At 71.3% G+C, this 23,828-nt stretch carries 25 protein-coding genes; 20 read left to right on the top strand and 5 right to left on the bottom strand.

The window, feature by feature from the left end:
* Positions 1–5 precede the first annotated feature (5 nt).
* The 5 genes from pgsA (at position 6) to DFR69_RS01905 (ending at position 5,157) form a co-directional block, all read left to right on the top strand.
* Positions 6–683: a phosphatidylinositol phosphate synthase gene (pgsA, locus tag DFR69_RS01925; protein ID WP_110035651.1), complete on the top strand. Its 678-nt coding sequence runs from the start codon at positions 6–8 to the stop codon at positions 681–683.
* Positions 680–1,603: a phosphatidylinositol mannoside acyltransferase gene (locus DFR69_RS01920; protein WP_110035650.1), complete on the top strand. Its 924-nt coding sequence runs from the start codon at positions 680–682 to the stop codon at positions 1,601–1,603. Before pgsA ends, DFR69_RS01920 begins: the two co-directional genes overlap by 4 nt.
* A complete protein-coding gene (locus tag DFR69_RS01915; protein WP_110035649.1) occupies positions 1,600–2,724 on the top strand; it encodes a glycosyltransferase family 4 protein in 1,125 nt (374 codons plus the stop codon). Before DFR69_RS01920 ends, DFR69_RS01915 begins: the two co-directional genes overlap by 4 nt.
* The gene (locus DFR69_RS01910; protein ID WP_110036083.1) at positions 2,724–3,770 is read left to right on the top strand and encodes an NUDIX hydrolase; all 1,047 of its coding nucleotides are present in this window, start codon (positions 2,724–2,726) and stop codon (positions 3,768–3,770) included. The genes DFR69_RS01915 and DFR69_RS01910 overlap by 1 nt, the downstream gene beginning before the upstream one ends.
* A 301-nt stretch (positions 3,771–4,071) precedes the next feature.
* A complete protein-coding gene (locus DFR69_RS01905; protein ID WP_244198036.1) occupies positions 4,072–5,157 on the top strand; it encodes a winged helix DNA-binding domain-containing protein in 1,086 nt (361 codons plus the stop codon).
* Positions 5,158–5,258: 101 nt separating this feature from the next.
* On the opposite strand, the gene DFR69_RS01900 is transcribed toward DFR69_RS01905, so the two are convergent.
* Entirely contained in the window at positions 5,259–6,083 is an 825-nt protein-coding gene (locus tag DFR69_RS01900; RefSeq protein WP_261774666.1) for a helix-turn-helix domain-containing protein, read from the bottom strand.
* An 86-nt stretch (positions 6,084–6,169) separates the two neighbouring features.
* On the opposite strand from DFR69_RS01900, the gene DFR69_RS01895 reads away from it, so the two are divergent.
* The 6 genes from DFR69_RS01895 (at position 6,170) to DFR69_RS01870 (ending at position 11,645) form a co-directional block, all read left to right on the top strand.
* Entirely contained in the window at positions 6,170–6,589 is a 420-nt protein-coding gene (locus DFR69_RS01895) for an SgcJ/EcaC family oxidoreductase (protein WP_110036081.1), read from the top strand.
* Between the two features lie 281 nt (positions 6,590–6,870).
* A complete protein-coding gene (locus DFR69_RS01890; RefSeq protein WP_110035647.1) occupies positions 6,871–8,055 on the top strand; it encodes a Cmx/CmrA family chloramphenicol efflux MFS transporter in 1,185 nt (394 codons plus the stop codon).
* A 149-nt stretch (positions 8,056–8,204) separates the two neighbouring features.
* Positions 8,205–9,125, top strand: a complete 921-nt coding sequence (gene pdxS, locus DFR69_RS01885) for a pyridoxal 5'-phosphate synthase lyase subunit PdxS (protein ID WP_186817437.1) — start codon at positions 8,205–8,207, stop codon at positions 9,123–9,125.
* A 199-nt stretch (positions 9,126–9,324) separates the two neighbouring features.
* Entirely contained in the window at positions 9,325–10,059 is a 735-nt protein-coding gene (locus tag DFR69_RS01880; RefSeq protein WP_110035646.1) for a sulfite exporter TauE/SafE family protein, read from the top strand.
* A gap of 105 nt (positions 10,060–10,164) precedes the next feature.
* Positions 10,165–10,947: an inositol monophosphatase family protein gene (locus DFR69_RS01875; RefSeq protein WP_110035645.1), complete on the top strand. Its 783-nt coding sequence runs from the start codon at positions 10,165–10,167 to the stop codon at positions 10,945–10,947.
* 200 nt (positions 10,948–11,147) lie between these two features.
* Positions 11,148–11,645 (top strand): WKL family lipoprotein, encoded by a 498-nt coding sequence (locus DFR69_RS01870; protein ID WP_110035644.1) that lies wholly within the window; start codon positions 11,148–11,150, stop codon positions 11,643–11,645.
* Between the two features lie 62 nt (positions 11,646–11,707).
* Here DFR69_RS01870 and DFR69_RS01865 read toward each other — a convergent pair whose 3' ends face one another.
* Complete coding sequence (locus DFR69_RS01865) at positions 11,708–12,319, bottom strand: nucleoside/nucleotide kinase family protein (RefSeq protein WP_110035643.1); 612 nt, start codon at positions 12,317–12,319, stop codon at positions 11,708–11,710.
* A 79-nt stretch (positions 12,320–12,398) separates the two neighbouring features.
* Here DFR69_RS01865 and DFR69_RS01860 point away from each other — a divergent pair, with 79 nt between their 5' ends.
* A complete protein-coding gene (locus DFR69_RS01860; RefSeq protein WP_110035642.1) occupies positions 12,399–13,220 on the top strand; it encodes an acyl-CoA thioesterase in 822 nt (273 codons plus the stop codon).
* A gap of 69 nt (positions 13,221–13,289) precedes the next feature.
* On the opposite strand, the gene DFR69_RS01855 is transcribed toward DFR69_RS01860, so the two are convergent.
* Positions 13,290–15,089 (bottom strand): APC family permease, encoded by a 1,800-nt coding sequence (locus tag DFR69_RS01855; RefSeq protein ID WP_244198035.1) that lies wholly within the window; start codon positions 15,087–15,089, stop codon positions 13,290–13,292.
* 105 nt (positions 15,090–15,194) lie between these two features.
* On the opposite strand from DFR69_RS01855, the gene pdxT reads away from it, so the two are divergent.
* Both pdxT and DFR69_RS01845 read left to right on the top strand, forming a co-directional pair.
* Positions 15,195–15,815 carry a pyridoxal 5'-phosphate synthase glutaminase subunit PdxT gene (gene pdxT / locus DFR69_RS01850; protein ID WP_110035641.1) on the top strand — a complete coding sequence of 207 codons (621 nt, stop codon included), beginning with the start codon at positions 15,195–15,197 and terminating at the stop codon, positions 15,813–15,815.
* Between the two features lie 91 nt (positions 15,816–15,906).
* Entirely contained in the window at positions 15,907–16,662 is a 756-nt protein-coding gene (locus tag DFR69_RS01845; RefSeq protein ID WP_110035640.1) for a YebC/PmpR family DNA-binding transcriptional regulator, read from the top strand.
* Between the two features lie 58 nt (positions 16,663–16,720).
* Here DFR69_RS01845 and DFR69_RS01840 read toward each other — a convergent pair whose 3' ends face one another.
* Positions 16,721–17,215: an SRPBCC domain-containing protein gene (locus tag DFR69_RS01840; RefSeq protein ID WP_110035639.1), complete on the bottom strand. Its 495-nt coding sequence runs from the start codon at positions 17,213–17,215 to the stop codon at positions 16,721–16,723.
* A 102-nt stretch (positions 17,216–17,317) separates the two neighbouring features.
* On the opposite strand from DFR69_RS01840, the gene DFR69_RS01835 reads away from it, so the two are divergent.
* Positions 17,318–17,827 carry an O-acetyl-ADP-ribose deacetylase gene (locus DFR69_RS01835; protein WP_110035638.1) on the top strand — a complete coding sequence of 170 codons (510 nt, stop codon included), beginning with the start codon at positions 17,318–17,320 and terminating at the stop codon, positions 17,825–17,827.
* A 4-nt stretch (positions 17,828–17,831) separates the two neighbouring features.
* Here the strand turns inward: DFR69_RS01835 and DFR69_RS01830 are convergent, their stop codons facing one another.
* Positions 17,832–18,527 carry a FadR/GntR family transcriptional regulator gene (locus DFR69_RS01830; RefSeq protein WP_110035637.1) on the bottom strand — a complete coding sequence of 232 codons (696 nt, stop codon included), beginning with the start codon at positions 18,525–18,527 and terminating at the stop codon, positions 17,832–17,834.
* A 209-nt stretch (positions 18,528–18,736) separates the two neighbouring features.
* Here DFR69_RS01830 and DFR69_RS01825 point away from each other — a divergent pair, with 209 nt between their 5' ends.
* From DFR69_RS01825 to DFR69_RS01805, 5 genes are all read left to right on the top strand, one after another.
* Positions 18,737–19,864: an acetamidase/formamidase family protein gene (locus tag DFR69_RS01825; RefSeq protein WP_110035636.1), complete on the top strand. Its 1,128-nt coding sequence runs from the start codon at positions 18,737–18,739 to the stop codon at positions 19,862–19,864.
* Positions 19,861–21,042, top strand: a complete 1,182-nt coding sequence (locus DFR69_RS01820) for an amidase family protein (RefSeq protein WP_110035635.1) — start codon at positions 19,861–19,863, stop codon at positions 21,040–21,042. Before DFR69_RS01825 ends, DFR69_RS01820 begins: the two co-directional genes overlap by 4 nt.
* 84 nt (positions 21,043–21,126) lie before the next feature.
* Entirely contained in the window at positions 21,127–22,098 is a 972-nt protein-coding gene (locus DFR69_RS01815) for an ABC transporter substrate-binding protein (RefSeq protein WP_110035634.1), read from the top strand.
* Positions 22,095–22,979: an ABC transporter permease gene (locus DFR69_RS01810; RefSeq protein WP_244198034.1), complete on the top strand. Its 885-nt coding sequence runs from the start codon at positions 22,095–22,097 to the stop codon at positions 22,977–22,979. Before DFR69_RS01815 ends, DFR69_RS01810 begins: the two co-directional genes overlap by 4 nt.
* 19 nt (positions 22,980–22,998) lie before the next feature.
* The gene (locus tag DFR69_RS01805) at positions 22,999–23,805 is read left to right on the top strand and encodes an ABC transporter ATP-binding protein (RefSeq protein ID WP_110035633.1); all 807 of its coding nucleotides are present in this window, start codon (positions 22,999–23,001) and stop codon (positions 23,803–23,805) included.
* The last annotated feature ends 23 nt before the right edge of the window (positions 23,806–23,828 follow it).

Below are 23,828 nucleotides of genomic sequence, written 5' to 3'. Positions count from 1 at the left end.
CAACCGTGCTCAGCTTCTTCGGCCGCCAGACGTTTGCGAAAGCGACTGCGCCGCTGGGCAAAGCGCTCGTCGGGACGGGGCTCACCCCGGACGCGATGACACTGATCGGCACCACCGCGACGATCGCGGCCGCGGTGACCCTGTTCCCCTCCGGACACCTGTTCTGGGGAACGATGGTCATCTGGCTGTTCGTCATGTTCGACATGCTCGACGGCGCCATGGCGCGGGCGCGCGGCGGCGGCACGAAGTACGGCGCCGTTCTCGACGCCACCTGTGACCGGGTGGCCGACGGCGCGATCTTCGGCGGGCTGGCCTGGTGGGCGGTCTACCACGAGCACAGCAAGTCGCTGTTCGCGGCGACGCTGGTCGTGCTGGTCACCTCGCAGGTGATCTCCTACGCCAAGGCGCGCGCCGAGGCCAGCGGGCTCTCGGCCGACGGCGGGCTGATCGAACGACCGGACCGGCTCGTCATCGTGCTGGTCGGCGCCGGATTCGCCGGCATCGGCGGGCACTGGGGCGTCGAGTGGCTCACCTGGGCCGTGTACGTGGCCATGTGGGTGCTGGCGGTGCTCAGCATCGTCACGGTGTTCCAGCGGGTGCTCGCGGTGCGCAACTCGCCGGGCGCGCGGGTGGTCATCCCGCCCGCGCCTGCGCCCGATTCGGCGGAAGGGTCGGCGCCGTGACATTCACCGAACGGCTGAGCGACTGGGGGTACGCCGCAGGCTGGCGGGTCGTGCGTTCGGCGCCGGAAGGTCTGGTGCGCAAGGCGTTCGACCTCGGCGCCGACCGCGCCGTCAAGGGCGGCGGCCCGGTGCAGTTGCGGCGCAACCTGGCTCGCGTGCTCGGGGTGCCGCCCGAGCAGGTGCCCGAGGACCTGTTGCGCGCCAGCATGCGCTCCTATGCCCGGTATTGGCGCGAGGCGTTCCGGCTGCCGAGCATGGACCACACCGCCATCGACTATCACGTCGGCGGTCTCGAGCACCTCGACGCGGCCCTCGACGACGGCCGCGGCGTGATTCTGGTGCTGCCGCACTCGGGAAACTGGGACATGGCCGGGGTGTGGCTGGTGCAGCACTACGACACCTTCACCACCGTGGCCGAGCGGCTGAAGCCGGAGTCGCTGTTCGAACGGTTCGTCGCCTACCGGGAAAGTCTCGGTTTCGAGGTGTTCCCGTTGACCGGCGGCGAGCAGCCCCCGTTCGAGGCGCTCGCCGAGCGCCTGCGGCAGAACCGGATCGTCTGTCTGATGGGCGAGCGCGACCTGACCGGCAAGGGGGTGCCCGTCGACTTCTTCGGCGAGCGCACCTGGCTGCCCGCGGGCGCGGCGAAACTGGCCATCGAGACCGGCGCGTCGCTGCAGCCGGTGCACGCCTGGTTCACCACCGAGGCCGACGGCACCGAGGGGTGGGGCCTGAAAACAAGTGCGCCACTGGATGTCTCCGGTGGCGTCGCGGCGACGACGCAGTTGCTGGCCGACCGGTTCGCGGCGAACATCGCCGAGCATCCGGCCGACTGGCACATGCTGCAACCGCTGTGGGAGGCGGATCTGTCCCCGGAGCGGTTGGCGCGCATCGCGGCGTACCAGGGCGGTGGCGCGCGGTGAAGATCGGCATGGTCTGTCCGTACTCGTTCGACGTGCCCGGCGGCGTGCAGGCCCACGTGGTCGAGCTGGCCAGGGTCTTCCTCGAACGCGGGCACAAGGTGAGCGTGCTCGCCCCCGCCTCCGACGACACCCCGCTGCCCGATTTCGTGGTGTCGGCCGGTCGTGCGGTGGCCATTCCCTACAACGGGTCGGTGGCGCGGCTCTCGTTCGGTCCCATGGCCTACACCCGGATCCGGCGCTGGATCGACAGCAACGACTTCGACGTGCTGCACATCCACGAGCCGAACGCGCCGAGCCTGTCCATGCTCGCCCTCAAGATCGCCGAGGGCCCGATCGTGGCGACCTTCCACACCTCGACCACGAAGTCGTTGGTGCTGAGCACTTTCCAGGGTGTGCTGCGGCCGTACCACGAGAAGATCAGCGGCCGGATCGCCGTGTCGGAACTGGCGCGACGCTGGCAGGTCGAGGCGCTGGGGTCCGACGCGGTGGAGATTCCCAACGGCGTCGACGTCTCGGCCTTCGCGCGCGGTCCGCTGCTCGACGGGTATCCCCGTGCGGGCAAGACGGTGCTGTTCCTCGGCCGCTACGACGAACCGCGCAAGGGCATGGAGGTACTGCTCGGCGCCCTGCCCACCCTGGTCGCCCGCTATCCCGACGTCGAGATCCTCATCGTCGGGCGCGGTGACGAGGACCGGTTGCGCCGAGAGGCCGGTGTGCACGCCGGGCACCTGCGGTTCCTCGGCCAGGTCTCCGACAGCGAGAAGGCCGCCGCGCTGCGCAGCGCCGACGTGTACGTGGCGCCGAACCTCGGCGGGGAGAGCTTCGGCATCATCCTGATCGAGGCCATGGCCGCGGGGACGCCGGTGGTCGCCAGCGAACTCGACGCCTTCCGCCGCGTGCTGCGCGACGGGACCGCGGGCCTGCTCACCCCGATCGGTGACTCCGCCGCGCTGGCCGCCGCGATCGATACCCTGCTCACCGACGACGACACCCGCGAGCAGCTGGTCCGCACCGCGACCCAGGTCGTCGCCGAGTACGACTGGCCGGTGGTGGCCGAGCAGATCCTGCGGGTCTACGAGACCGTCACCGTGGGCGACAACCGGGTCAGGGCCGCCGGATGATCACCTTCTCCGCGACGACGGTCCTCGTCCTCGGCCTGATCGCGCTGCTCGTGCTCGCCCTCGGCGTGTGGGCCTACTCCACCGCCAACCGGCTCGACCGCCTGCACGTGCGCTCCGACCAGTCCTGGCAGGCCCTCGACGCCGCGCTGGCCCGCCGCGCCGTGGTGGCGCGGGCGGTGGCGATGGCCATCGGTGGTCCGGTGAGCACCGATCCGCACCGCGCCGAGAAGGCCGCCCAGCTGGCCTCGCTCGCCGATCGGGCCGAGCGCGCCGACCGGCGCGAGCGCGAGACCGTGGAGAACCAGCTCTCCGCGACGCTGTCGCTGGTCGACATCGATCAGCTGCGCCCGCAGCTCGTCGCCGAACTCGCCGACGCCGAGGCCAGGGTGCTGATCGCGCGCCGCTTCCACAACGACGCCGTGCGCGACACCCTCGCCCTGCGCACCCGCAGGCCGGTCCGCGTCCTGCACCTGGGCGGTACCGCGCCGCTGCCGGAATACTTCGAGATCACCGAGCGGGCCACGCCCGCCGCGTCGACCGGTCTCGAGGTGCACACCACCCGCACCTCCGCGCGCGTGGTGCTGCTCGACGAACAGGACCGGGTGCTGCTGCTGCGCGGCCACGATCCGGTGCTGCCCGAGGTGGCGTTCTGGTTCACCGTCGGCGGCGGCGTGGAGCCGGGGGAGAGCCTGCGCGAGGCCGCCGTGCGCGAGGTGTACGAGGAGACCGGCCAGCGCGTCGACCCGGCCACGCTGCGTGGCCCGGTGTGGCGGCGGGTGGCGGTGTTCCCGTTCAACGGCGAGATCATCCGCTCCGAGGAACTGTTCTTCGTCCTGCGCGCGCCCCGCTTCGAATGGCGCCCGGCTGACCTCAACGCGCTCGAGCGGCGCACGATCACCGACCACCGCTGGTGCGCTCCCGCCGACATCCGCGCGCTCGACGCGCAGGACGAGGCGGTCTACCCGTACCACCTCGACGAACTGCTCGCCGAGGCCGTGTCGGCGGCTGCCGACGACACCGAACCCGTCGTACGCTCGATCCGCTGAGTTTCCTCGCGGCGGTGGAGCCACTCCGCCAGGGCGGCCGTCCGCTGTCGCTCTGGATGCGTGGCGCTACCCCACGGGGGTGGTGCGATCGTTCGGATTCCGGGAGCGGTGCCGGGACGTCGGCCACGGTGGTCGAGGGCCGAATGGGTAATGCGGGTACGCAGCGACGATCGGGAGGCGGTCGGTGGCTGGACGGGCCAGGATGGCGGTGTCGACCGGTGAGGTGCTGGGGTTTCGGCTCCGCGCGCATCACCTCGCTACGCGGTGTCACGATCTCCTCGCGGCCGCCGGTGCGTGCGCGGTGCAGAACAGTCCGCCGGGGTCGGCGCTGCTCGCCCTGCACGCCCGGGTCGATGACGTCACCCCGGAAGGCTTCGATCGGCTGGTGGCTGACGAGAAATCGCTGCTGCAGACCTGGAGTCTGCGCGGCGCGCCGTTCTTCTTCCCGACCGTCGACGCGCCCGTCTTCACCGCCGGCGTCCTCCCGCCGACCGAGGCCGGGCGGCTGCACCTGATCAACGGGGTCGAGCAGGCGCTGCGCACCCTGGACCTCGGCCTGGACGAGGCGGTCGACCGCACCGCCGACGCGATCGGCCCGGTGCTGTCCGGTCGCGCCATGGCGATCACCGAACTCGGCGAGGAGGTGGCCGCGCGGATCGCGGAAACGTTGACGAAGGCCCGCCGTGAGGCCTGGCGGGAGCCGGGACCATACAGCGCGAACCAGCCGCTGGGGGAGGCGGTGGTCCACTTCTGCGTGCGGATCCTGACCTTGCGCGGGACCGTCTGCCTGGCGCCGCGCAGCAAGAACACGGCGCCCTTCGTCCTGCTCGACGAATGGCTGGGCGAACCGCTGCCCCGGACCGAACCGGGTGAAGCCCGCGCCGCGCTGCTGCGCCGGTACCTGCGCTGCTACGGACCGTCGACCCGCGAGGATTTCGCCGCCTGGCTGGGGATCGACACCACGGACGCGGATCCGTGGTGGGAGTCGATCGCCGATGAGCTCACGCCGGTCGACTTCGACGGACGTCAGACCTGGATCCTCGCCGAGCACGTCGACGATCTGCGATCCGCTGACGCCCGCGGGGTACGGCTGTTGCCGCCCGGCGATCCGTACACCCAGATGCGTGATCGCGCCACCATCGTCGACCTGAAACATCAACGGGCCGTGTGGAAATCGGTGGGCGCGCCCGGTACGGTCCTGGCCGACGGCGCCATCGCGGGAATCTGGCGGCCCCGCAAGCGCGGCCGCGTCCTGACCGTCACCGTCACGCTGTTCGCACCGCTCCGCCCCGCGCTCCGCGCCCAGCTGCGCGAGGAAGCGCGACGCGTGGCACAGCTGCGCGGCGCCGACCGGGAGGACGTCGAGTTCGACGACATGCCGGACTGACCGGCGACGGAGCTGATCGATGCGCGCCCGCTGCGAGGAGCGGCGTCCGCCCCGGGTGGGATGTGCCCCCGGCCGTGTGGGTGGTCAGGCGTTGAACGGGTTCAGGAGCCGCCGGGCGCGGAGTCGTAGAGGGCGCGCAGGGTGGTCGCGGTGTGGTCGTCGAGGGGATAGAAGAGTTCGACGGCGAGTTCGGCGAGGGTGACGTCGGCCGGAGCGCCGAAGGTGACCATGGTGCTGAACAGGCGGAGTTCCCCGGCTGGGGTGTCGATACGCAAGGGGACCGCGAAGGGGCCGACCGGGATCGGGGCGGGGCTGGGAGCGTCGTCCACGGGGAAGGGATAGGCGCTGACCTCGTCGTAGAGGGCGCGCAGGACCGGGTCGCCGGTGGCGCGGACCTGCCGCAGCAACCGTTCGAGCAGGTAGGTGCGGACCTCGAGGAAATTGACCATGCGGACCGTCGCGTCCGGCGGGTCGGGGGTCAGGGCGAGACGGTAGACATTGGCCGGCCTGCCGGTGGGTGCGGTGGGCGCGGCCTCGCTGAACAGGCCCATCGCCCGATTGGTGGTGACCACGTTCCAGTGCCGATCCACCGCCACCGCGGGATACGGTTCGTGCGCGGCCAGCACGGTCTCCAGGGCGGTCCGGGCGCCGTCGGCATCGGTGTCGTCGAGCCCGGTCTCGCGGTACTCCGGGGCGAAACCGCCCGCGAGCAGCACCGTGTTCCGTTCGCGCAGTGGCACATCCAGCGTCTCGCACAACTTCAGGACCATCGCTCGGCTCGGCTTGGCCCGGCCGGTCTCCACGCACGACAGGTGGCGCGCCGAGCTGTCGGCGGCCAGGGCGAGGTCGAGCTGACTCATCCGCCTGTGCTGTCGCCACTCGCGCAGCAGCGCACCGACGGGACTGTCGCGAGCCGGACTGTTCACCGTGCCAGGGTAGGCCCGCCGCATCATCCGCTCCATGACCCAGGAGGTCATTGAGCCGATGACCCACCGCTGACAGCGTGGTCGGCATGACGATCGAGAGCACACCCGACCACACCGCGACCGCCGAGCAGGCGGTGCTCGACCTGCTCCACCGCCAGATGGACGCCTGGGCCGCCGGCGACGGCGCCGCCTTCGCGGCGACGTTCACCGAGGACTGCGACTTCGTCTCCGTCATCGGCGAATTCCTGCGAGGCCGTGTGGAATTGGCGATCGAGATGCAGCGCGGGTTCGACGGGTTCATGCGCGGCACCCGCCTGGCCGAACCGCTGCGGCGCACTCTGCGGTTCCCCGCTCCCGACACCGCCGTCCTGATCACCCTGACGCCACGCCCGGCACCGCCGGACGCGCCGGCCGGCCCCGAACGATCGATCCAGACCAGGGTCGCGGTGTGCGCGGCGGGACGGTGGCTGTTCACCAGCTTCCACAACACCCATGTCCGGGTCTGAGGCGACCGCGAAGGTCGCGGGGGCGTCCCATAATCCGCTGGATCGCGGTGCCCATCGCCGTTAGAGTGGCGGCGTGAATTCTCCGGAGGCGTCCAGAAGGTAGCCGTCCGGCCTGCGGGCCGGGCGGCGTTGTGCGCGTACGTGTCCCACCGCGCCGGTGCGGCACGTCTCGTTCGCGACGCCGGACAGCCGATTTCCTCGCGGCAGGGTCTCCCGGCCCGCCGCGTCCTCTCGGACGTCTCGCGTGCGGGGCGTCCCGAAGTCCGGAGAATGGATCACTCATGCCCATCGGGGTTTTCGTGCTCGCTGTCGCGGTGTTCGCGCAGGGCACCTCGGAATTCATGATGTCGGGATTGCTGGCGGCCACGGCCGCCGACTTCGATGTTTCGCTCGGGACCGTAGGGTTGCTGACCTCGGTGTACGCCGTCGGCATGGTGCTGGGCGCGCCGACGATGGCGGCCACCGCGGGCCGGTGGCCGCTACGGCGTTCGGCCACCACGTTTCTCGCGCTGTTCGCTCTCGCGCATGTCGCCGCCGCCGTCACGACCGACTTCCCGGTTCTCGTGGGGACGCGGGTGCTCGCCGCGGTCGCGAACGCGGGATTCCTCGCGACCGTGCTGGCCGCGCTGCCGGGACTCGTCGGCCCGGCGCTGATCGGCCGGGCCACCGCCGTCGTCGTGTCCGGGGTGACCGTGGCCTGCGTCGCGGGTGTCCCGGCGGGAACGCTGCTCGGCCAGGAGTGGGGCTGGCGATCGGCCTTCTGGGCTGTCGCCGTGGTGAGCGCCGTCGTGCTGGTTCCGGTGGCCGTGCTGGTGCCCCGTGACGGTGCAGGCGACCGGACGCGAGGTCGGTCGATGCGGTCGGAGTGGGCCGTGCTCGGCCTGCGCGAGGTGCGGGTGGCCGTCCTGGCCGGGGTGCTGGTCAATGCCGCGACCTTCGCCGCGTTCACCTATCTCGGCGCCGTCACCGCGCGGACCACGGGCGCCGAGAGCCGCTGGATCCCGGCGGTGCTCGCGCTGTTCGGGCTCGGCTCGTTCGCCGGGGTCACGCTGTCGGGCCGCTACGGCGACCGCCACGGCCGCGCGATCATCGCCGCCGGGACCGCCGGATCGGTCGGCGCCTGGGCGCTGGCCGCTGTGACCGCGCACACGATCGCGGGGCTCGCGACCATGACCCTCGTCACCGGCGCCGTCGCGTTCGGCGTCGGCTCCGCCCTCATCGCCACGATCGTCCGGACCGCCGCACCGACCGCGCCGCGCCTGGCCGGCGCCCTGGCGACCACCGCGCTCAACATCGGCGCGGTCCTCGGCCCGATCGCGGCCGGTGTGGTCGTCGACGCGGCCGGAACCCCGGTCGCGGCGCTGTGGTGCGCGAGCGCGGCGGCCGCGCTCGCCGCCGCGGTCGTGCTCGGCGACCGCGTCCGGCACGGCCGCGCGGACGTCACCGTGCGGGTCGAGGCGCACTGAGATCCGGGCCACTCGAGCAGGCCAGCGGCGGTCCGGGATCGGATCGCCGCTGGTCGTGGCAAGGCCAGTGGACTTCAACTGGCTATGAAGGCCGATTCCGGGCGGCTCTAGAATCGACGTGTCCATCCCGAGCGACCTGATTGGCGCACATGACACAGGAGACAGCCGTGACTACGCCTGAGACCACCACCACCGTCGGCACCGCCCGCGTGAAGCGCGGCATGGCCGAGATGCTCAAGGGCGGCGTGATCATGGACGTGGTCACCCCGGAGCAGGCCAAGATCGCCGAGGACGCCGGCGCGGTGGCCGTCATGGCGCTCGAGCGGGTCCCGGCCGACATCCGCGCCCAGGGCGGCGTCTCCCGGATGAGCGACCCGGACATGATCGACGGCATCATCTCCGCCGTGTCCATCCCCGTGATGGCCAAGGCCCGCATCGGCCACTTCGTCGAGGCGCAGATCCTGCAGAGCCTGGGCGTCGACTACATCGACGAGTCCGAGGTCCTCACCCCCGCCGACTACGCCAACCACATCGACAAGTGGAACTTCACCGTCCCCTTCGTCTGTGGCGCCACCAACCTGGGCGAGGCCCTGCGCCGCATCACCGAGGGCGCGGCCATGATCCGCTCGAAGGGTGAGGCCGGCACCGGCGACGTCTCCAACGCCACCACCCACATGCGCACCATCCGCGCCGAGATCCGCCGCCTGACCTCGCTGTCGGAGGACGAGCTGTTCGTCGCCGCCAAGGAGCTGCAGGCGCCCTACGAGCTGGTCCGCGAGGTCGCCCAGACCGGCAAGCTGCCGGTCGTCATGTTCACCGCCGGTGGCATCGCCACCCCCGCCGACGCCGCCATGATGATGCAGCTGGGCGCCGAGGGCGTGTTCGTCGGCTCCGGCATCTTCAAGTCCGGCAACCCCGAGCAGCGCGCCGCCGCCATCGTCAAGGCCACCACCTTCTACGACGACCCGGACGTCCTGGCCAAGGTCTCCCGCGGCCTGGGCGAGGCCATGGTCGGCATCAACGTCGAGGAGATCCCCCAGCCCCACCGCCTCGCCGAGCGCGGCTGGTGAGCTGAGACCACCGACCATCCAGGTCCTCCGGCGGGCGTCGTGCGTGTGCACGGCGCCCGCCGCCGTCTCGCGCTTCGCTCGGTGATCGGCACCCCCGGCGGTCACCGCCGAGCGCACCCGCGCACTGGCCGCCCGGATGGTCACCGCACTCACCTGAGGCCCGCAAAGATGCCGAATGGGCGTACCGTACAGTCGGTCTGTGACCGCGCTCGACTTCTTCTTGCTGGTCGTCGCGGGATTCTTCACCGGGCTGGTGGGTTTCGTCACCGGGATGGCTTCGATCGTGTCGTATCCGGCGTTGCTGGCCGTCGGGCTGGCGCCGGTCGCGGCCAATGTCACCAACACCGTCGCCATGGTGGCGGTCGGGGTGGGTGCGACCGCGAACTCGGGGCGTGAACTCGCCGACCGGGGGAGCACTCTGGTGCGGTGGGCCGTGCTCGCGGCGCTCGGCGGGTTGCTGGGCGCGCTCGCGCTGCTGGTGGCGCCCGCGGGCGCGTTCGAGGTCGTCGTCCCGTTCCTGGTCGCGGCCGCCTCGCTCGCGCTGCTGGTGCAGCCGATCGTGCGCCGCCATGTGGGTGAGCTCCAGTCGCCGTGGATCGTGCCCGTCGGCATCCTGCTCATCTCCGTCTACGGCGGCTACTTCGGCGCGGGGGCCGGGGTGATCTACCTGTCGATGATGCTGCTGTGTACCTCCGAATCCCTGTGGAGCGCTTCGGTGCTCAAGAGCTTCCTGCTCGGCATCGCCAATCTGGTCGCCGCCGTCGGTTTCGCGGCGTTCGGTCCGGTGCACTGGGGTGCGGCGCTGGCGCTCGGGGCGGGCGCCTTCGTGGGTGGCTGGTGTGGGCCGCCGGTGGTGCGGGTGATCCCGCCGAACGTCTTGCGGGTCGCGGTCGGCATCTGTGGGCTCGGCTTGGCTGTCTATCTCGCGCGGTAGCGGACCGTCACCTGTCGCGCCGGTCGGGTGATGTGTCACGTTTCGTGATGTGATCGGTGCCGGAGACGACCGCTCGGCGACCCCGCCGGACGTACCGTGACAACGGTGCACCACACTGACGTCGAAATCGCTGTCCGCGCAACAGAAGTCGCCTCGGAACTGATCCGTTCCGCGTACCTGGCTCCCGTCACCCGCTACGCCAAGGAGGGTGACGACTTCGCCACCCAGACCGACCTGGCCGCCGAGCGGGCCATCCTCGGCGTCCTCGCCGAGGCGCGCCCCGGTGACCGGTTCCTCGGCGAGGAATCGGGGTTCACCGGCGCGGCGGGCGCCGACCGCACCTGGCTGATCGATCCGCTCTGCGGCACCCGCAATTTCGCGGTCGGCACGCCGTCGGTCGCGGTGAACGTCGCGCTGCGGACCGGATCGGCCGTCACCGCCGCCGCCGTCGGCGCCCCCTTCGCCGACGAGGTGTTGTGGACCGACGGCGAGGGCGCTTTCGCCCGCCGCGACGGCGTCGACCAGCGATTACGCCCGGAGGCCGACAACCGCCTCGTGGACGTCGATCTCGACGGTCCCTTTCCCTGGTCGACTCCGGCCCGGCTGCTCGACGCTCCCGCATTCGCCGAGGCGTTCCATCCGCGTGTGCTGTCCACCTCGCTGGCCCTGGTCTGGGTCGCGGCGGGTCGCCGCGCCGCCTACGTGACCGGCGGCGACGTCAGCGACAGCGTCCATTTCGCCGCCGGGATCGCCGTGTGCCGGGCCGCGGGCTGCGTGGTTACCGGTCTGGCCGGACAACCCCTGGACACCGCGCCGCACGGGCTGATCGCCGCCGCCGACGCCGAGACCCACGCCCGGCTGCTCGCCGCGATCGCCGCCCTGCGCTGACACCACGCCGGCCGCGAATCCCTGTGCGGTGCCGGAGCGATCGGCCGGCGGGATCACAGAGCATCGTGGCCCCGTTCTCAGAGTTTCCACACCATCGCTGGGTAGCGTCCGGGCTGTGGCATCGAGGCCTGCGTCGTGTGGCGCGGGTCCGTGCCGTCGCCCACCGGGCGAGAACGCCGACCCGACGTAAGGACGAGTGGATGAAGTTTGGGAAGACCGGACGTGTCGCGATCGCCGGCCTGGCCGTGGTCGCCGCCCTGGGCCTGAGCGCCTGCAGCGACGACAAGGGCGACAAGCCCGCCGCCAAGACCACCACGAGCGCCAAGACCACCGCCGCCGCGGCCGCGAACCTGCCCGCCGTGCCGACCGTGGAAGAGCTGAACCAGCAGCTCACCACCGCGCTGGACCCGTCGATCCCGAACGAGCAGAAGCTCGACTTCGTGCAGGGCGGCTCCGCCGACCCGGAGCTGCCGAACCGCCTCGCCCAGGCCGCCCAGGACGCGGGGGCCCAGGTGCAGGTCACCGAGGTGACCTCCTTCGGTGACAGCGTGAACGCCAAGGCCAACTTCACCCTCAACGGTCAGACCAACGTGGTCGACGTGCCGTTCGTGGCCGAGGACGGCAAGTGGAAGGTCCAGAAGTCGTGGGCCTGCACCATGCTGACCAACCTGGGCCAGCAGTCGGTCGCCTGCGCCTGACCCACCCCGCGACGCCCCGGCCGGATTCCGGTCGGGGCGTTCGTGTGTCCGGGCCCGGCCGTTCAGCCGACGCGTAGCGCCGCCCGGTCCGGATGATCCCAGCGCACCGTCCAGGTGGCGGTCTCCGGGTTCTCGGCGGCGTGCGCGCGCAGGGCGGGCAGTGTCCAGTGCTGATCCGGCGGCGTGCGCCGCAGCCCCGCCTGCTCGCTCAGCTCGAGCCGGAGGGTGAGATCGACGTCGAGGCCGCGCCCGAGCAGCATCGGCCCGGCCAGCACCACGACGAGGTCGGCCTCGGCGTCGCGCACCGCGGCCCGCGCGGAGCGGTCGCGCTGCTCGTCCCACAGCGCGGGCAGCCAGCGCCCCGCCGAGCGTAGCGGGTCGAGGATCTCGCGGCGCACCGCGGCGTAGTCGAACCACGCTGTGCGATAAGACCATTCGTCGTCGCGACCGTACTCCATCCGCAACGACGCGGGCCGCACGAACGCGTGCAGCGAGACCACCGCCGCCGAGCGGCCACGCGTGTGGAGCGCTCCCGCGATCAGGTCGGCCAGCTCGGCCGGCGCGGCCGCGTCGGCGCCGTCGACGGCGAGTACGCGGTGCCCCGGCAGCTCGGTCAGCCGGTCGGCGACGAGACCCGCCATCGTCGCGGGCGAGGTGGGGGTGAACGACGGCATAGACCTATCACAGCAAATTCCGGGCCGCCGCGCCGAGCCGGGCAGACCGGACAGTCGGCGACGGGATAATCTCGAGCGCATGGCGACTATCGAAGAGGCGCTCGAGATCGAGCAGCTGGAACGGGACATCTTCCGTGGTGCGGCCACCGAGTCCCAGCTGACGCGCACCTTCGGCGGTCAGGTCGCGGGCCGGGCCCTGGTCTCGGCGGTGCGCACCGTCGACCCCGCCTTCCAGGTGCACTCGCTGCACGGCTACTTCCTGCGGCCGGGCAACCCGGAGGAACCGACCGTCTACCTGGTCGAACGCATCCGGGACGGCCGCTCCTTCTGCACCCGCCGGGTCACCGGCGTGCAGGACGGACAGGCGATCTTCACCATGTCGGCCTCGTTCCACCGCGGCGACGAGGGACCCGAGCACCAGGACGTGATGCCGCCGGTCGACGGGCCGGAGGGCCTGCCCGACGCCAGCGTCAGCATGAGCCCCGAACGGCTCTGGGCGATGCGCGAATGGGAGCACTGGGACATCCGCGTGGTCCCGGCCGAGCAGGTCACCTCCCGCGACGGCGTCGTCTCCCAGCAGCAGGTGTGGTTCCGGTACCGGCATCCGCTGCCCGACGACCCGATGTTCCACGTCTGCACCCTCGCCTACATGAGCGACATGACCCTGCTCGGCTCCTCCAAGGTCGCCCACCCGGGCGAACCCACCCAGGACGCCTCCCTCGACCACGCCATGTGGTTCCTGCGCCCGTTCCGCGCCGACGAATGGCTGCTCTACGACCAGTCCTCGCCCTCGGCCGGCTTCGGCCGCGCGCTGACCGGCGGCAAGATCTGGGACCGCGAGGGCAACCTGGTCGCCGCGGTCGTCCAGGAGGGCCTGATCCGCACCCCGCGCCACAAGTAGGCGTGGGCCGGAACCGATGCGGGTGGCCCGCCGCACCGGTCCGGCATTCCCGGCCGGCCGGCCGGGGTCTCAGCTCACCTGGACGCGCAGGTGGCACACCACGGTGTCGGGCATCTTGCGCAGGACACGTTCGAGCTCGTCGCTGCGATGGCTCGGCAGGATACGCGCCCAGCCCGACGGCGGATCGATCTCCGCGATGACGACCACCTTGCGTCGGCCCGCGAAATGCGCACGGACGTAGGCGGCCACGGGTCCGCCGACGGTCGCGTCGCTGTTTTCGAGCATGACCAGGGGGACTTCGGGATGCCACGCCTCCCACGCCTTGGCGAACGCCGTCGCCGACTCCGTGGGCAGACAGACGTGCACCGCGGTGACGTCGTCACCGATCGACATGGCCGCCGACAGCGCCTCCCGGCTCAGCTCGCAGACCTCGGCGATCGGCACGATGATGGCGGTGCCGGTGCGGCGCGGTTGCGCCGGCAGCACGCCGGCGATGCCACGGTGATGTCCGATTCTGATGTAGGCGTTGCGGATTCGCTCCATCCCGACCATGAGCGCTGGCAGGACCAGCACGATCAGCCAGGCGCCTTCGGTGAACTTCATCGCGGAGGTGACGATCGCGGCGACGAAAGTCAGCACGGCGCCGAAGCCGTTGAGCGCGATCCGCCACCGCCAGCCTTCGCTCCTGGCCTGCCACCAGTGCCGGACCATGCCGGTCTGCGCGATGGTGAAACCGACGAACACGCCGATGGCGAACAGCGGGACCAGGACGTTCATCGTGCCCGCGGCCGCCACCAGCAAGACCGCGGCGCTCACGCCGAGAGCGAGCACGCCGTAGCGATACACCTGGCGCGGCGTCGCGACGGCGAAGCGGTGCGGCAGGCAGTTGTCGTCGGCGAGCAGCCGGGTCAGCGTCGGCAGGCCGCCGTAGGAGGTGTTGGCCGCCAGCGCCAGCAGCACGACCGTCGCGAACTGCACGACGTAGTAGCCGACCCCGTGACCCAGCGCGGCCTCGGTCAGCTGCGAGAGCACGGTGGTGCCCTCGATCGGCTGCAGTGAGAACTTCTCGATCAGGACCGCCAGCCCGATCAGCATCGTGCCGAGCAGCAGCCCCAGCGCGACCTCGGCCCGCTGCGCACGCTCGACTCGGGGTTCCTGGAAACCGGGCACCGCGTTGGCGATCGCCTCCACGCCGGTCAGCGCCGCGCACCCGCTGGAGAATGCCTTGAGCAGCAGCAGGACGCCCACGGTGTGGATATCGCTCACCGCCGCGGTCCCGGTGGTGACGGCGGCTGGCTCCGAGCGCAGCAACCCGCCGATGATCACCACGAAGATCCCCGCCACGAACACCGCCGTCGGCACCATGAACGCACGGGCGCTCTCGGTGATGCCGAGCAGGTTCAGCGCTGTGATGCCGACCAGCACCGCCGGGCAGATCCAGATCGTGTAGTCGTGCAACGCGGGGAACGCCGAGGTCAGGGCCGCGACACCGGCGGCGATCGACACCGCCACGTTCAGCACGTAGTCCACGATCAGCGAGGCCGCCGCCAGCAGGCTGGTGCGGTGCCCGAGGTGACGCTTGGCCACCGCGTAGGCGCCACCGCCGTTCGGGAACGCCGCGATGACCTGGCGATAGGAAGCGATGAGGACCGCCAGCAGCGCGGCGATGGCCAGCGTCACCGGGAGGGTCATCCCGAGGCCCAGACCGCCCGCGGTGGCCAGCACCAGGACGATCGCCTCGGGGCCGTAGGAAACCGACGCCATCGCGTCCAGGGACAGACCGGCCAAACCGGTCGAGACGGTGAGCCCGCGACGGTGTGCGACGATCGGCGCTGGTCCGGAGCTCCTGCGCGGCAGAAGTGCAATCACACACCGAGTGTCGACCGATCCGGGTGAACGCACCCCGGCGTTGACGGAATGTTGACGAAGACCGTGAGCGGGCGCACACTAGCCCGCCTCGTAAGCTCAGCGGCTGTGAACGCAACCTCGCCTGCCGTCCGGCCGACCATCGGTGTCCTCGCGCTCCAGGGTGACGTGCGCGAACACGTTGCCGCGCTGGACCACTGCGGTGCCGACGCGGTGCTGGTGCGGCGCGAAGCCGAGCTGGCCGCCGTCGACGGCCTGGTGCTGCCCGGCGGCGAGTCCACCGCCATCTCCAAGCTGCTGCAGGCCTTCGAGCTGCTCGAGCCGCTGCGCGCGCGGCTGCGCGACGGGATGCCCGCCTTCGGTTCCTGCGCGGGCATGATCCTGCTGGCCTCGGAGGTCCTCGACACCAGGCCCGACGCCCAGCACCTGTCGGGCATCGATATGACGGTGCGCCGCAACGCCTTCGGGCGCCAGGTCGATTCCTTCGAGACCGACCTGGAGTTCACCGGTCTCGACACGCCCGTGCGGGCGGTGTTCATCCGCGCGCCGTGGGTCGAGCGGGTCGGTGACGGCGTCGAGGTGCTGGCGCGGGTGCCGCACGGTCCGGCGCAGGGTCGCATCGTCGCCGCCCGGCAGGGCAATGTCGTGGCGACCTCCTTCCACCCCGAGGTGACCGGCGATCTGCGGGTGCACGAACTGTTCGTCGACCTCGTTCGTTCGGCACGGTAACGCCCGCGTCCACGGGCGCGCGTGGTCCGAGTAGGCTGGATCGAGCTTGTCCGCCCGGGCAGACGCGCAACCGACCTGAAGGAAGTAGGGCATGAGCGGCCACTCCAAATGGGCCACCACCAAGCACAAGAAGGCGGGAATCGACGCCAAGCGCGGCAAACTCTTCGCCAAGCTGATCAAGAACATCGAGGTGGCGGCCCGCACCGGTGGTAGTGACCCTGCGGGTAACCCGACGCTGTACGACGCCATCCAGAAGGCGAAGAAGTCGTCGGTCCCCAACGACAACATCGAGCGCGCCCGCAAGCGCGGCGGCGGCGAGGAAGCCGGCGGCGCCGACTGGCAGACCATCATGTACGAGGGCTACGGCCCCAACGGTGTCGCCGTGCTGATCGAGTGCCTCACCGACAACCGCAACCGCGCCGCGGGCGAGGTGCGCGTCGCCATGACCCGCAACGGCGGCAACATGGCCGACCCCGGCTCGGTGGCCTACCTGTTCGGCCGCAAGGGCGTGGTGACCCTCGACAAGAACGGCCTGTCCGAGGACGACATCCTCGAGCACGTGCTCGACGCGGGCGCCGAAGAGGTCAACGACCTCGGCGAGTCCTTCGAGATCATCAGCGAGCCCGGCGATCTGATCGCCGTGCGCAGCGCGCTGCAGGCCGCGGGCATCGACTACGACTCGGCCGAGTCGGGCTTCCAGGCCTCGGTCTCGGTGGCCGTCGACGTCGAGGGCGCGCGCAAGGTGTTCAAGCTGGTCGACGCGCTCGAGGACAGCGACGACGTGCAGAACGTCTACACCAATGTCGAGATCTCCGACGAGGTGGCCGCGCAGCTCGACGACGAGTGAGTTTTCGCGAACAACGCGCAGCCCCGGCCGGGAACGGCCGGGGCTGCGCGCGTTTCGGCTAGGCCGCGCGGTAGTACTCGGCCATGGCCGGGTAGTAGTCGGCGAAATCCGGGCGCGCGGTGTTGGTGCAGGCGGCGACGAACATGTCGGCGTAGTACTCCCACCCCGGCCCGATCCGCGGGATCTCCGCCAGCTGGTACTCCGAGGTGAGGTGGTGCACCAGGCGCACCTCGGTGGCCGCGCCGGTGTCGAGCAGCGCCACCTCCAGCCGCCACACGCCGATCTGATCGGTCGAGGACAGGCCGAGCCGCAGGGGTGGGGTGCAGTCGTCGATGTGCATGGCGGTCCACGGCCGGCCCTCCTCGAAGCGCATCCGCACCTGGATGGTGTTGCCCGCGCCGGGCTCGCCCTCCCAGGTGCCGTACCAGCCCTCGGTGAGATCCGGGTCGGTCAGCCGTCCCCAGACCTCCTCGATGGGCAACCCCAGCGAACGGGCGATCACCAGATCCCGGCCCTCGGGCGTCGACACGATCTCGCCGGTGGGTGTGGGCATGCGCGGTCCTCCTCGACTCGGTGGCGCGTCGATCTGCGACGAGGTCGACGGTACGCCGACCGGCGATGCTCGCGCGTCCGGCGCGGCCAGCACAATGGACCCATGACGCGAATCGAGGCAGTGCGCGGGGACATCACCGAACAGCGGGTCGACGCGGTGGTCAACGCCGCGAACTCCTCGCTGCTCGGCGGCGGCGGCGTCGACGGCGCGATCCATCGCAAGGGCGGCCCCGAGATCCTGTCGGCCTGCCGCGACCTGCGCGCCTCCCACTACGGCAAGGGCCTGCCGACGGGGCAGGCGGTGGCCACCACCGCGGGCCGCCTGCACGCGCGCTGGGTGATCCACACGGTCGGCCCGGTCTGGTCGGCCACCGAGGACCGCTCGGCCCTGCTGGCCTCCTGCTACCGCGAATCCCTGCGCGTGGCAAGCGAACTCGGCGCCCGCACGGTGGCCTTCCCCGCCATCTCGACCGGCATCTACGGCTGGCCGATGGACGACGGCGCCCGCATCGCCGTCGAGACGGTGCGCGCGGCCGAGGCGACCGTCGACGAGGTGCGGTTCGTCCTGTTCGACGACCGCGCGCTGGCGGTGTTCACCGCGGCGCTGGGCTGAGCCCCTACCGCGGCGAACTGATCTCCCTGACCTCGCGCAGGTGCTGTTCCATCGCCGCGGCCGCGGCCGGGCCGTCGTGGGCGTCGACCGCGCGCAGGATCTCGGTGTGCCCGTGTACGGAGATCCGGCGGCCGAGGCGGGTGCGGTGCGAGAGCACGCGGGTGTGTCGCGTCCATTCCGTGGTCATCGTGCACAGCGTCACCAGCAGGGGATTCTGGGCCGAATGGGCGAGCAGCGAATGGAATTCGATGTCGAGCGCCATCGACTCCTCGGGGCCGAGCGACTCGTGGGAGCGCTCGAGGACTTCGTGGAGCGACAGCAGATTCGATTCCACGGCCCGCTGGGCGGCGAGCTGGGCGATCCGTGGTTCGACCAGCTCGCGCAGCTCGGTCGCGTAACCGAGTTCGGTGTCCAGGTCGGCGAGATTGTCGTGGAGTTCGGCCGCGCCCCGGGCGAGTTCGGTGACGGTGCTGCCGCGCCCCTGCCTGCGCTCGACCAGTTTCTTGGACTCGAGTTCGAACATCGCCTCGCGCAGCGAGGATCGGGAGACCTCGAGCGTGGCGGCCAGTTCCCGCTCCGGCGGCAGGCGATCGCCCGCGCTCAGTGTGCCGTCGATGATCAGCCGTTCGAGGTGCGCCGCCACTTCGGCGCTCACGCTGCCGGTGCGGCGCCGGAGCGGGGGGATGGACGCGGCGTTCACGAACGGACTCCCTCATCAGGCGACATTGGTCCGGCCAATCCTATCCGAGCGGTGTCACGCGAGCCCGTATTGCGGGGGCGTAAAGGCTCTGTTACTTGAGTTTCTCCCGGTAGCAAGGCGTTTCGTAGTGGCATACCGTTATCGCATCAGATGGTCGGACCAATGTTCGGCATCGCGCGTAGACAGCGGAGGGGACCACTGTGACCGCAATGGCAGGCGACCAGATCGCGGCAGCATTCCCGGTTCTGCAACAGGGGGTCGGCCTCGCCCCGGGGACGACCTATGTGCCCGCGGACCCGGCGCGGGTGCTCTGGGGCAGGCTCCCGAGGCGTGGTGACATCCCGGTGACGACGGTGGCGCCGGGCACGAGCGTCGTGATCGACACGATCAGCCACGAGGGCCTGCTCGAGGACCAGGGGTCCGACCCCGTCGGCTACTTCGGCGGTCACGGCGTGGCCAGGGACCAGGTGCTCGAGGACGCGGTCGAGGTGGTCTCGCGGCGTAGGCGCGACACCGGCGCGGGCCCGCACGTGGTGACGGGGCCGATCGCGGTCGACGGGGCCCGACCGGGCGACCTGCTCGCCGTCCGGGTCGAGCACCTGGCCCTGCGCGCGCCCTACGGCGTGATCTCCACGCGGCACGGCCGCGGCATGCTGGCCGGCACCGCCCACGACGGCTCCTACGGACAGTTCTGCGCGGTGACCGGCACGGCCGACGCGTGGTTCGGCACCATGCCGATCGCGCCGGACAGTCCGCACCTGGCGCGGTTCCCGTTGGCGCCGTTCCTCGGCATCATGGGCGTGGCCACCGACACCGAGGACCGCGCGCACTCGGTACCGCCCGGCGCTCACGGCGGCAACATCGACATCAAGCTCCTCACGCCCGGCGCGACACTGTTCCTGCCGGTGCAGGTGCCCGACGCGCTGTTCTACGTCGGTGACCCGCATTTCGCCCAGGGTGACGGGGAGGTGGCGCTCACCGCGCTGGAGGCGCCGCTGCGGGCGACCGTCCGGCTGGATCTGATCCCGGCCGAGCAGGTCGCCGATCTCGGGGTCGGCCCGTTCGCGGCGGGTCACGGCCTGGTGATCCCGACCGGGCTCGATCCCGATCTCGACACCGCGCTGTCGCTGTGCGTCGGCCACGCCGTCGACTTGCTGGGCACGCTGTTCGAGACCGATCCCCGCCGCGCCTACCTCTATCTCAGTGCCGCCACCGATTTCACCGTGTCCCAGGCGGTCGACCTGACCCGGGGCGTGCACGGCAAGATCCGGATCGCCGACTTCGCGCACACCGCGCGCACCGAGCTGGCCCGCTACGTCCTGGAGCGGGCCCGGTGAGCGCGCCGGCACGCGACGAGGTCGACACCACGGTGTGGCGCGAGGTCGGCGCGCCGCTGGTCGCCGCGACAGCCACCGGCCCACTGACCGGGCACACCGTGGCGGTGAAAGACCTGTTCGCGGTCGCCGGCCATGCCCGCGGTGCGGGGGTCGGGGACTACCTCGCCGAGCGCGCACCCGAACCCAGGCACGCCACCGTCGTGGCCGTCCTCCTCGCGGCGGGCGCCGATGTCACCGGCATCGCCACGACCGACGAATTCGCCTACAGCATCACCGGCGGCAACGGGCGCACCGGGATGCCGGTGAATCCCGCTGTCCCACAGCGAGTTCCGGGTGGATCGTCGAGCGGACCGGCGGTCGCCGTCGCCCGGGGCGAGGCGAGTATCGGGCTCGGCACCGACACCGCGGGCTCCATCCGGGTGCCCGGCGCGTACCAGGGCCTCTGGGGAATCCGGACCACCCACGGCAGTCTGGACACCACCGGCCTGCTGCCGCTGGCGCCGTCGTTCGACACCATCGGCTGGCTCGCTCGCGACGCCGCCACTCTCGCCGCCGTCGCCGACGCGGTGTATGCCGCGCGGCCTGCTGCAGCCGACACGGGCCGACTCGTGGTCGATCCGGCATTGTGCGCCGCCGCGCCGTCGTCGGCCGAGCAGTGCCTGTGGGCCGCACGCGAACTCGGTGCCGTACCGGTCGCTCTCGGCGCCGAGCTGGACCGCTGGTTCGGTGCCTTCCGGACCGTGCAGGCGTACGAGGCGTGGGCCGCGCACGGCGACTGGATCGTCGCCCATCCCGGCGCCCTCGAGCCCGAAGTGGCCGACAGGTTCGGCTGGGCGGCAACGGTCACCGCTGAGGGTGCCGCCGCCGCACGGAATCTCCTGGCCCGCGCGTCGGCGCGGATCACCGATGTCGTGGGCGACGGGGTGCTGCTGCTGCCGACCACGGCCGGCCCGCCCCCGTATCGCGACGCCGACGCCCGCACTCGCGATGCCGCGCGTACCGCCACCCTGCGCCTGACCTGCCTCGCCGCGATCGCGGGCCTGCCCGCGGTCACCGTGCCGCTGCCGCGCCGCGACGGGCTGCCCGTCGGGTTGTGCCTGCTCGGCGCGGCCCATACCGACCGCGCGCTGATCGGGCTGGCCGCCCGGTGCGCCCCGGCCCTCACCGGTTCCGCCTGACCGCCCGTTCCCACGACCCCGCCACCCCGTCGGCGTGGTCCCGGCATCGCGGGCGGCGGCGCCGGACTTCCGAGAGGAATCATCATGAAACACCCATCGCGCCACCTTCTCTCGGCGCTGTTCACCGCGCTGACGCTGGTGCTCGGACTGACGGCGTGCATCGCCACACCCGACAGCGCCGGCGCGGGAGACACGATCAAGATCGGCACCCTGCGCGGCCAACCCCACCTCTACGCGCCCTACTTCATGCAGCGGTTCGCGCCCGCGGGCACCACCTACGAGATCGTGCTGTTCGAGAACTCGCCCGACATCAAGAACGCGCTCGCCTCGGGCGCCGTCGACTTCGGTGTCCTCGGCGCGCCGTCGATGCTGGCGGGCAGCGCGGCGGGTCAGGACGTGCGGATCGTGGCCTCGGCGGCCAACGGCGGTTCGGCGTTCGTCGGCAAACCCGAGATCGCGACGCCGAACGACCTGCGCGGCAAGAAGATCGGCTTCCCACCCGGATCTTCGCAGGAGATCGTGCTGAAGCTGACCCTGCGCGCGCACGGCCTCGACCCGGCCACCGACGTCCAGCTCGTGAATCTGGCCTACTCCGACATGGCCAACGCCTACAAATCCGGCCAGATCGACGCGTTTCTCAGCGCCGAGACCGCGCCCTCGATCGTCAAACAGCTCGGCGCGCACTCGATCGTCTCGCCCTACGACACCCCGATCGGCGGAGTGAACATCGTGTTCGGGACCAGGGGCGCGCTCATCGAGCAGGACCGCGACCGCGTCCAGCAGACCGTGCGCAGCTTCGTCCAGGCCATCGAGTTCATGAAGGGCGATCACCAGGCATGGGTCGACGGGCTGGTCGACACCTTCGGCCTGGACCGCGCGATCGTCGAGACCGCGACCGGAAACGTCTGGCTGCGCTGGGAACTCGACGACGAGTATCGCGGCCGGGTGGGCGCGCTCGCCGAGCAGATGCTGGCCTTCGACCAGCTGTCCGAAGCGCCCGACATGACGAAGGTCTTCGACACCGGGTTCCTCGCCTCGGCGGGCGTCGGACGATGACCGCCCTCGACGCCCCACCGACGGCGCGACCGACCGAGCGGACGACCCTGGCGACCGGCCGCAGGCGCGTGATGCGGCTACCCAGCCGGGTGGTCACGGCGCTGTGGGCGCTGCCGGTCCCGCTGCTGCTGGGGCTGCTGTGGGACTGCGGCGTAGCCGGCGGCTGGACCCTGCCCTTCGGCATCCAGATGCGGTTCCTGCCCACGCCGTACGAGGTGGCTCGGCGGCTGGCCGACCTCGCCGTCGGCGGCATCGTCGACGACACCTACAGCGGCACCCTCTGGCTGCACCTCTACGCCAGCACCCTGCGGGTCACGCAGGGCTTCGCACTCGCCGCCGCCGTCGCGATCCCACTCGGCATCGTCATGGGCCGCTCCCGGCTGGTGTACCGGATGCTCGAGCCCACCATCAACCTCGTGCGCCCGATCCCGGTCACCGCCTGGGCGCCGCTGTCGCTGCTGATCATCGGCTTCGGCGACCGCTCGACCATCTTCCTGGTGTTCCTGGCTGCGGTGTTCTCGATCCTGCTCAACACCATCGCCGGGGTGCGGGCCGTCCCGGAACGGCTGCTCGAAGCCGCCGCGATGCTGGGCACCCCGCCCGCGCACACGCTGTACAAGGTGGTGCTGCCCGCCGCGGTGCCCGGCGTCGTCGCCGGACTGCGGATCGCCCTCGGACTGTCCTGGGTGATCCTGGTCGTCGGCGAGACGGTGGGCATCCGGGTGGGCCTCGGCGCCCTGATCACCCAGGCCAGGGAGCAGTCGCGGACCGATCTGATCATCGCGGTGATGATCGTGATCGGCCTGGCCGGATTCCTCGCCGACCGGCTGCTGATGCTGCTGGTGCGGCTCCTCGCGCGCCGCAGGCCCCTGCTTCCGTGACGACACAGACAGGAACAGCATGAAGATCTACTCCACGCGCCGTCGCCCGCATCGCCCGGCGCGGATCGCCGTCGCCGGACTCGGCAAGCGCTACCCCGGGGCGTCCGGCTTCGCCGTCGACGGTGTCGACCTCGACATCGCGGCGGGTGAATTCGTCTGCGTGGTCGGGGCGAGCGGGTGCGGCAAGTCGACGCTGCTGCGCATCCTGGCGGGCTTCGAGGAGACCTCCACCGGCACCGTCACCGTCGGCGACGAGCCGATCAGCGGGCCGGGGCCCGAGCGCGGGGTGGTCTTCCAGGACTACGGGCTCTTCCCCTGGCTGACCGTCGCCGAGAACATCGCCTACGGACCGAAGCAGGCCAGGATGACCCGCCCCGACATCCGTGAGATCACCGACCGCTGGCTCGACACCGTCGGCTTGACCAGGGTGCGCACATCGTTTCCGCACCAGCTCTCCGGCGGTATGCAGCAGCGGGTGGCGATCGCGCGGGTCCTGGCCAACAGTCCCGCGGTGCTGCTGATGGACGAACCGTTCGGCGCCCTGGACGCGCTCACCCGCACGGATATGCAGGCGGAACTCAAACGCATCCACCGGGAGACCGCGGTGACCGTCGTCTTCGTCACCCACGGCATCGACGAGGCGGTGTACCTCGCCGATCGCGTGGTGGTGATGGCCGGTGGCGCGGCGCACGGCAACGCGGGGCACGTGCGGGAGATCGTCGAGATCGACCTGCCCGCTGAACGGGACTCCACCACACCGGAATTCAACGCCTACAAGCGGCGTATCGACGCGCTCGTCCATCAGGGAAACCACACCACGGTCTGATCGCGGGTAGTCGCGGCCGAGCG

Origin of the sequence: Nocardia neocaledoniensis, from assembly GCF_003182135.1 — a bacterium.
In the GTDB taxonomy this organism is placed as follows: Bacteria; Actinomycetota; Actinomycetes; order Mycobacteriales; family Mycobacteriaceae; genus Nocardia; species Nocardia neocaledoniensis.
This window is presented reverse-complemented; position numbering and strand designations above follow the sequence as displayed.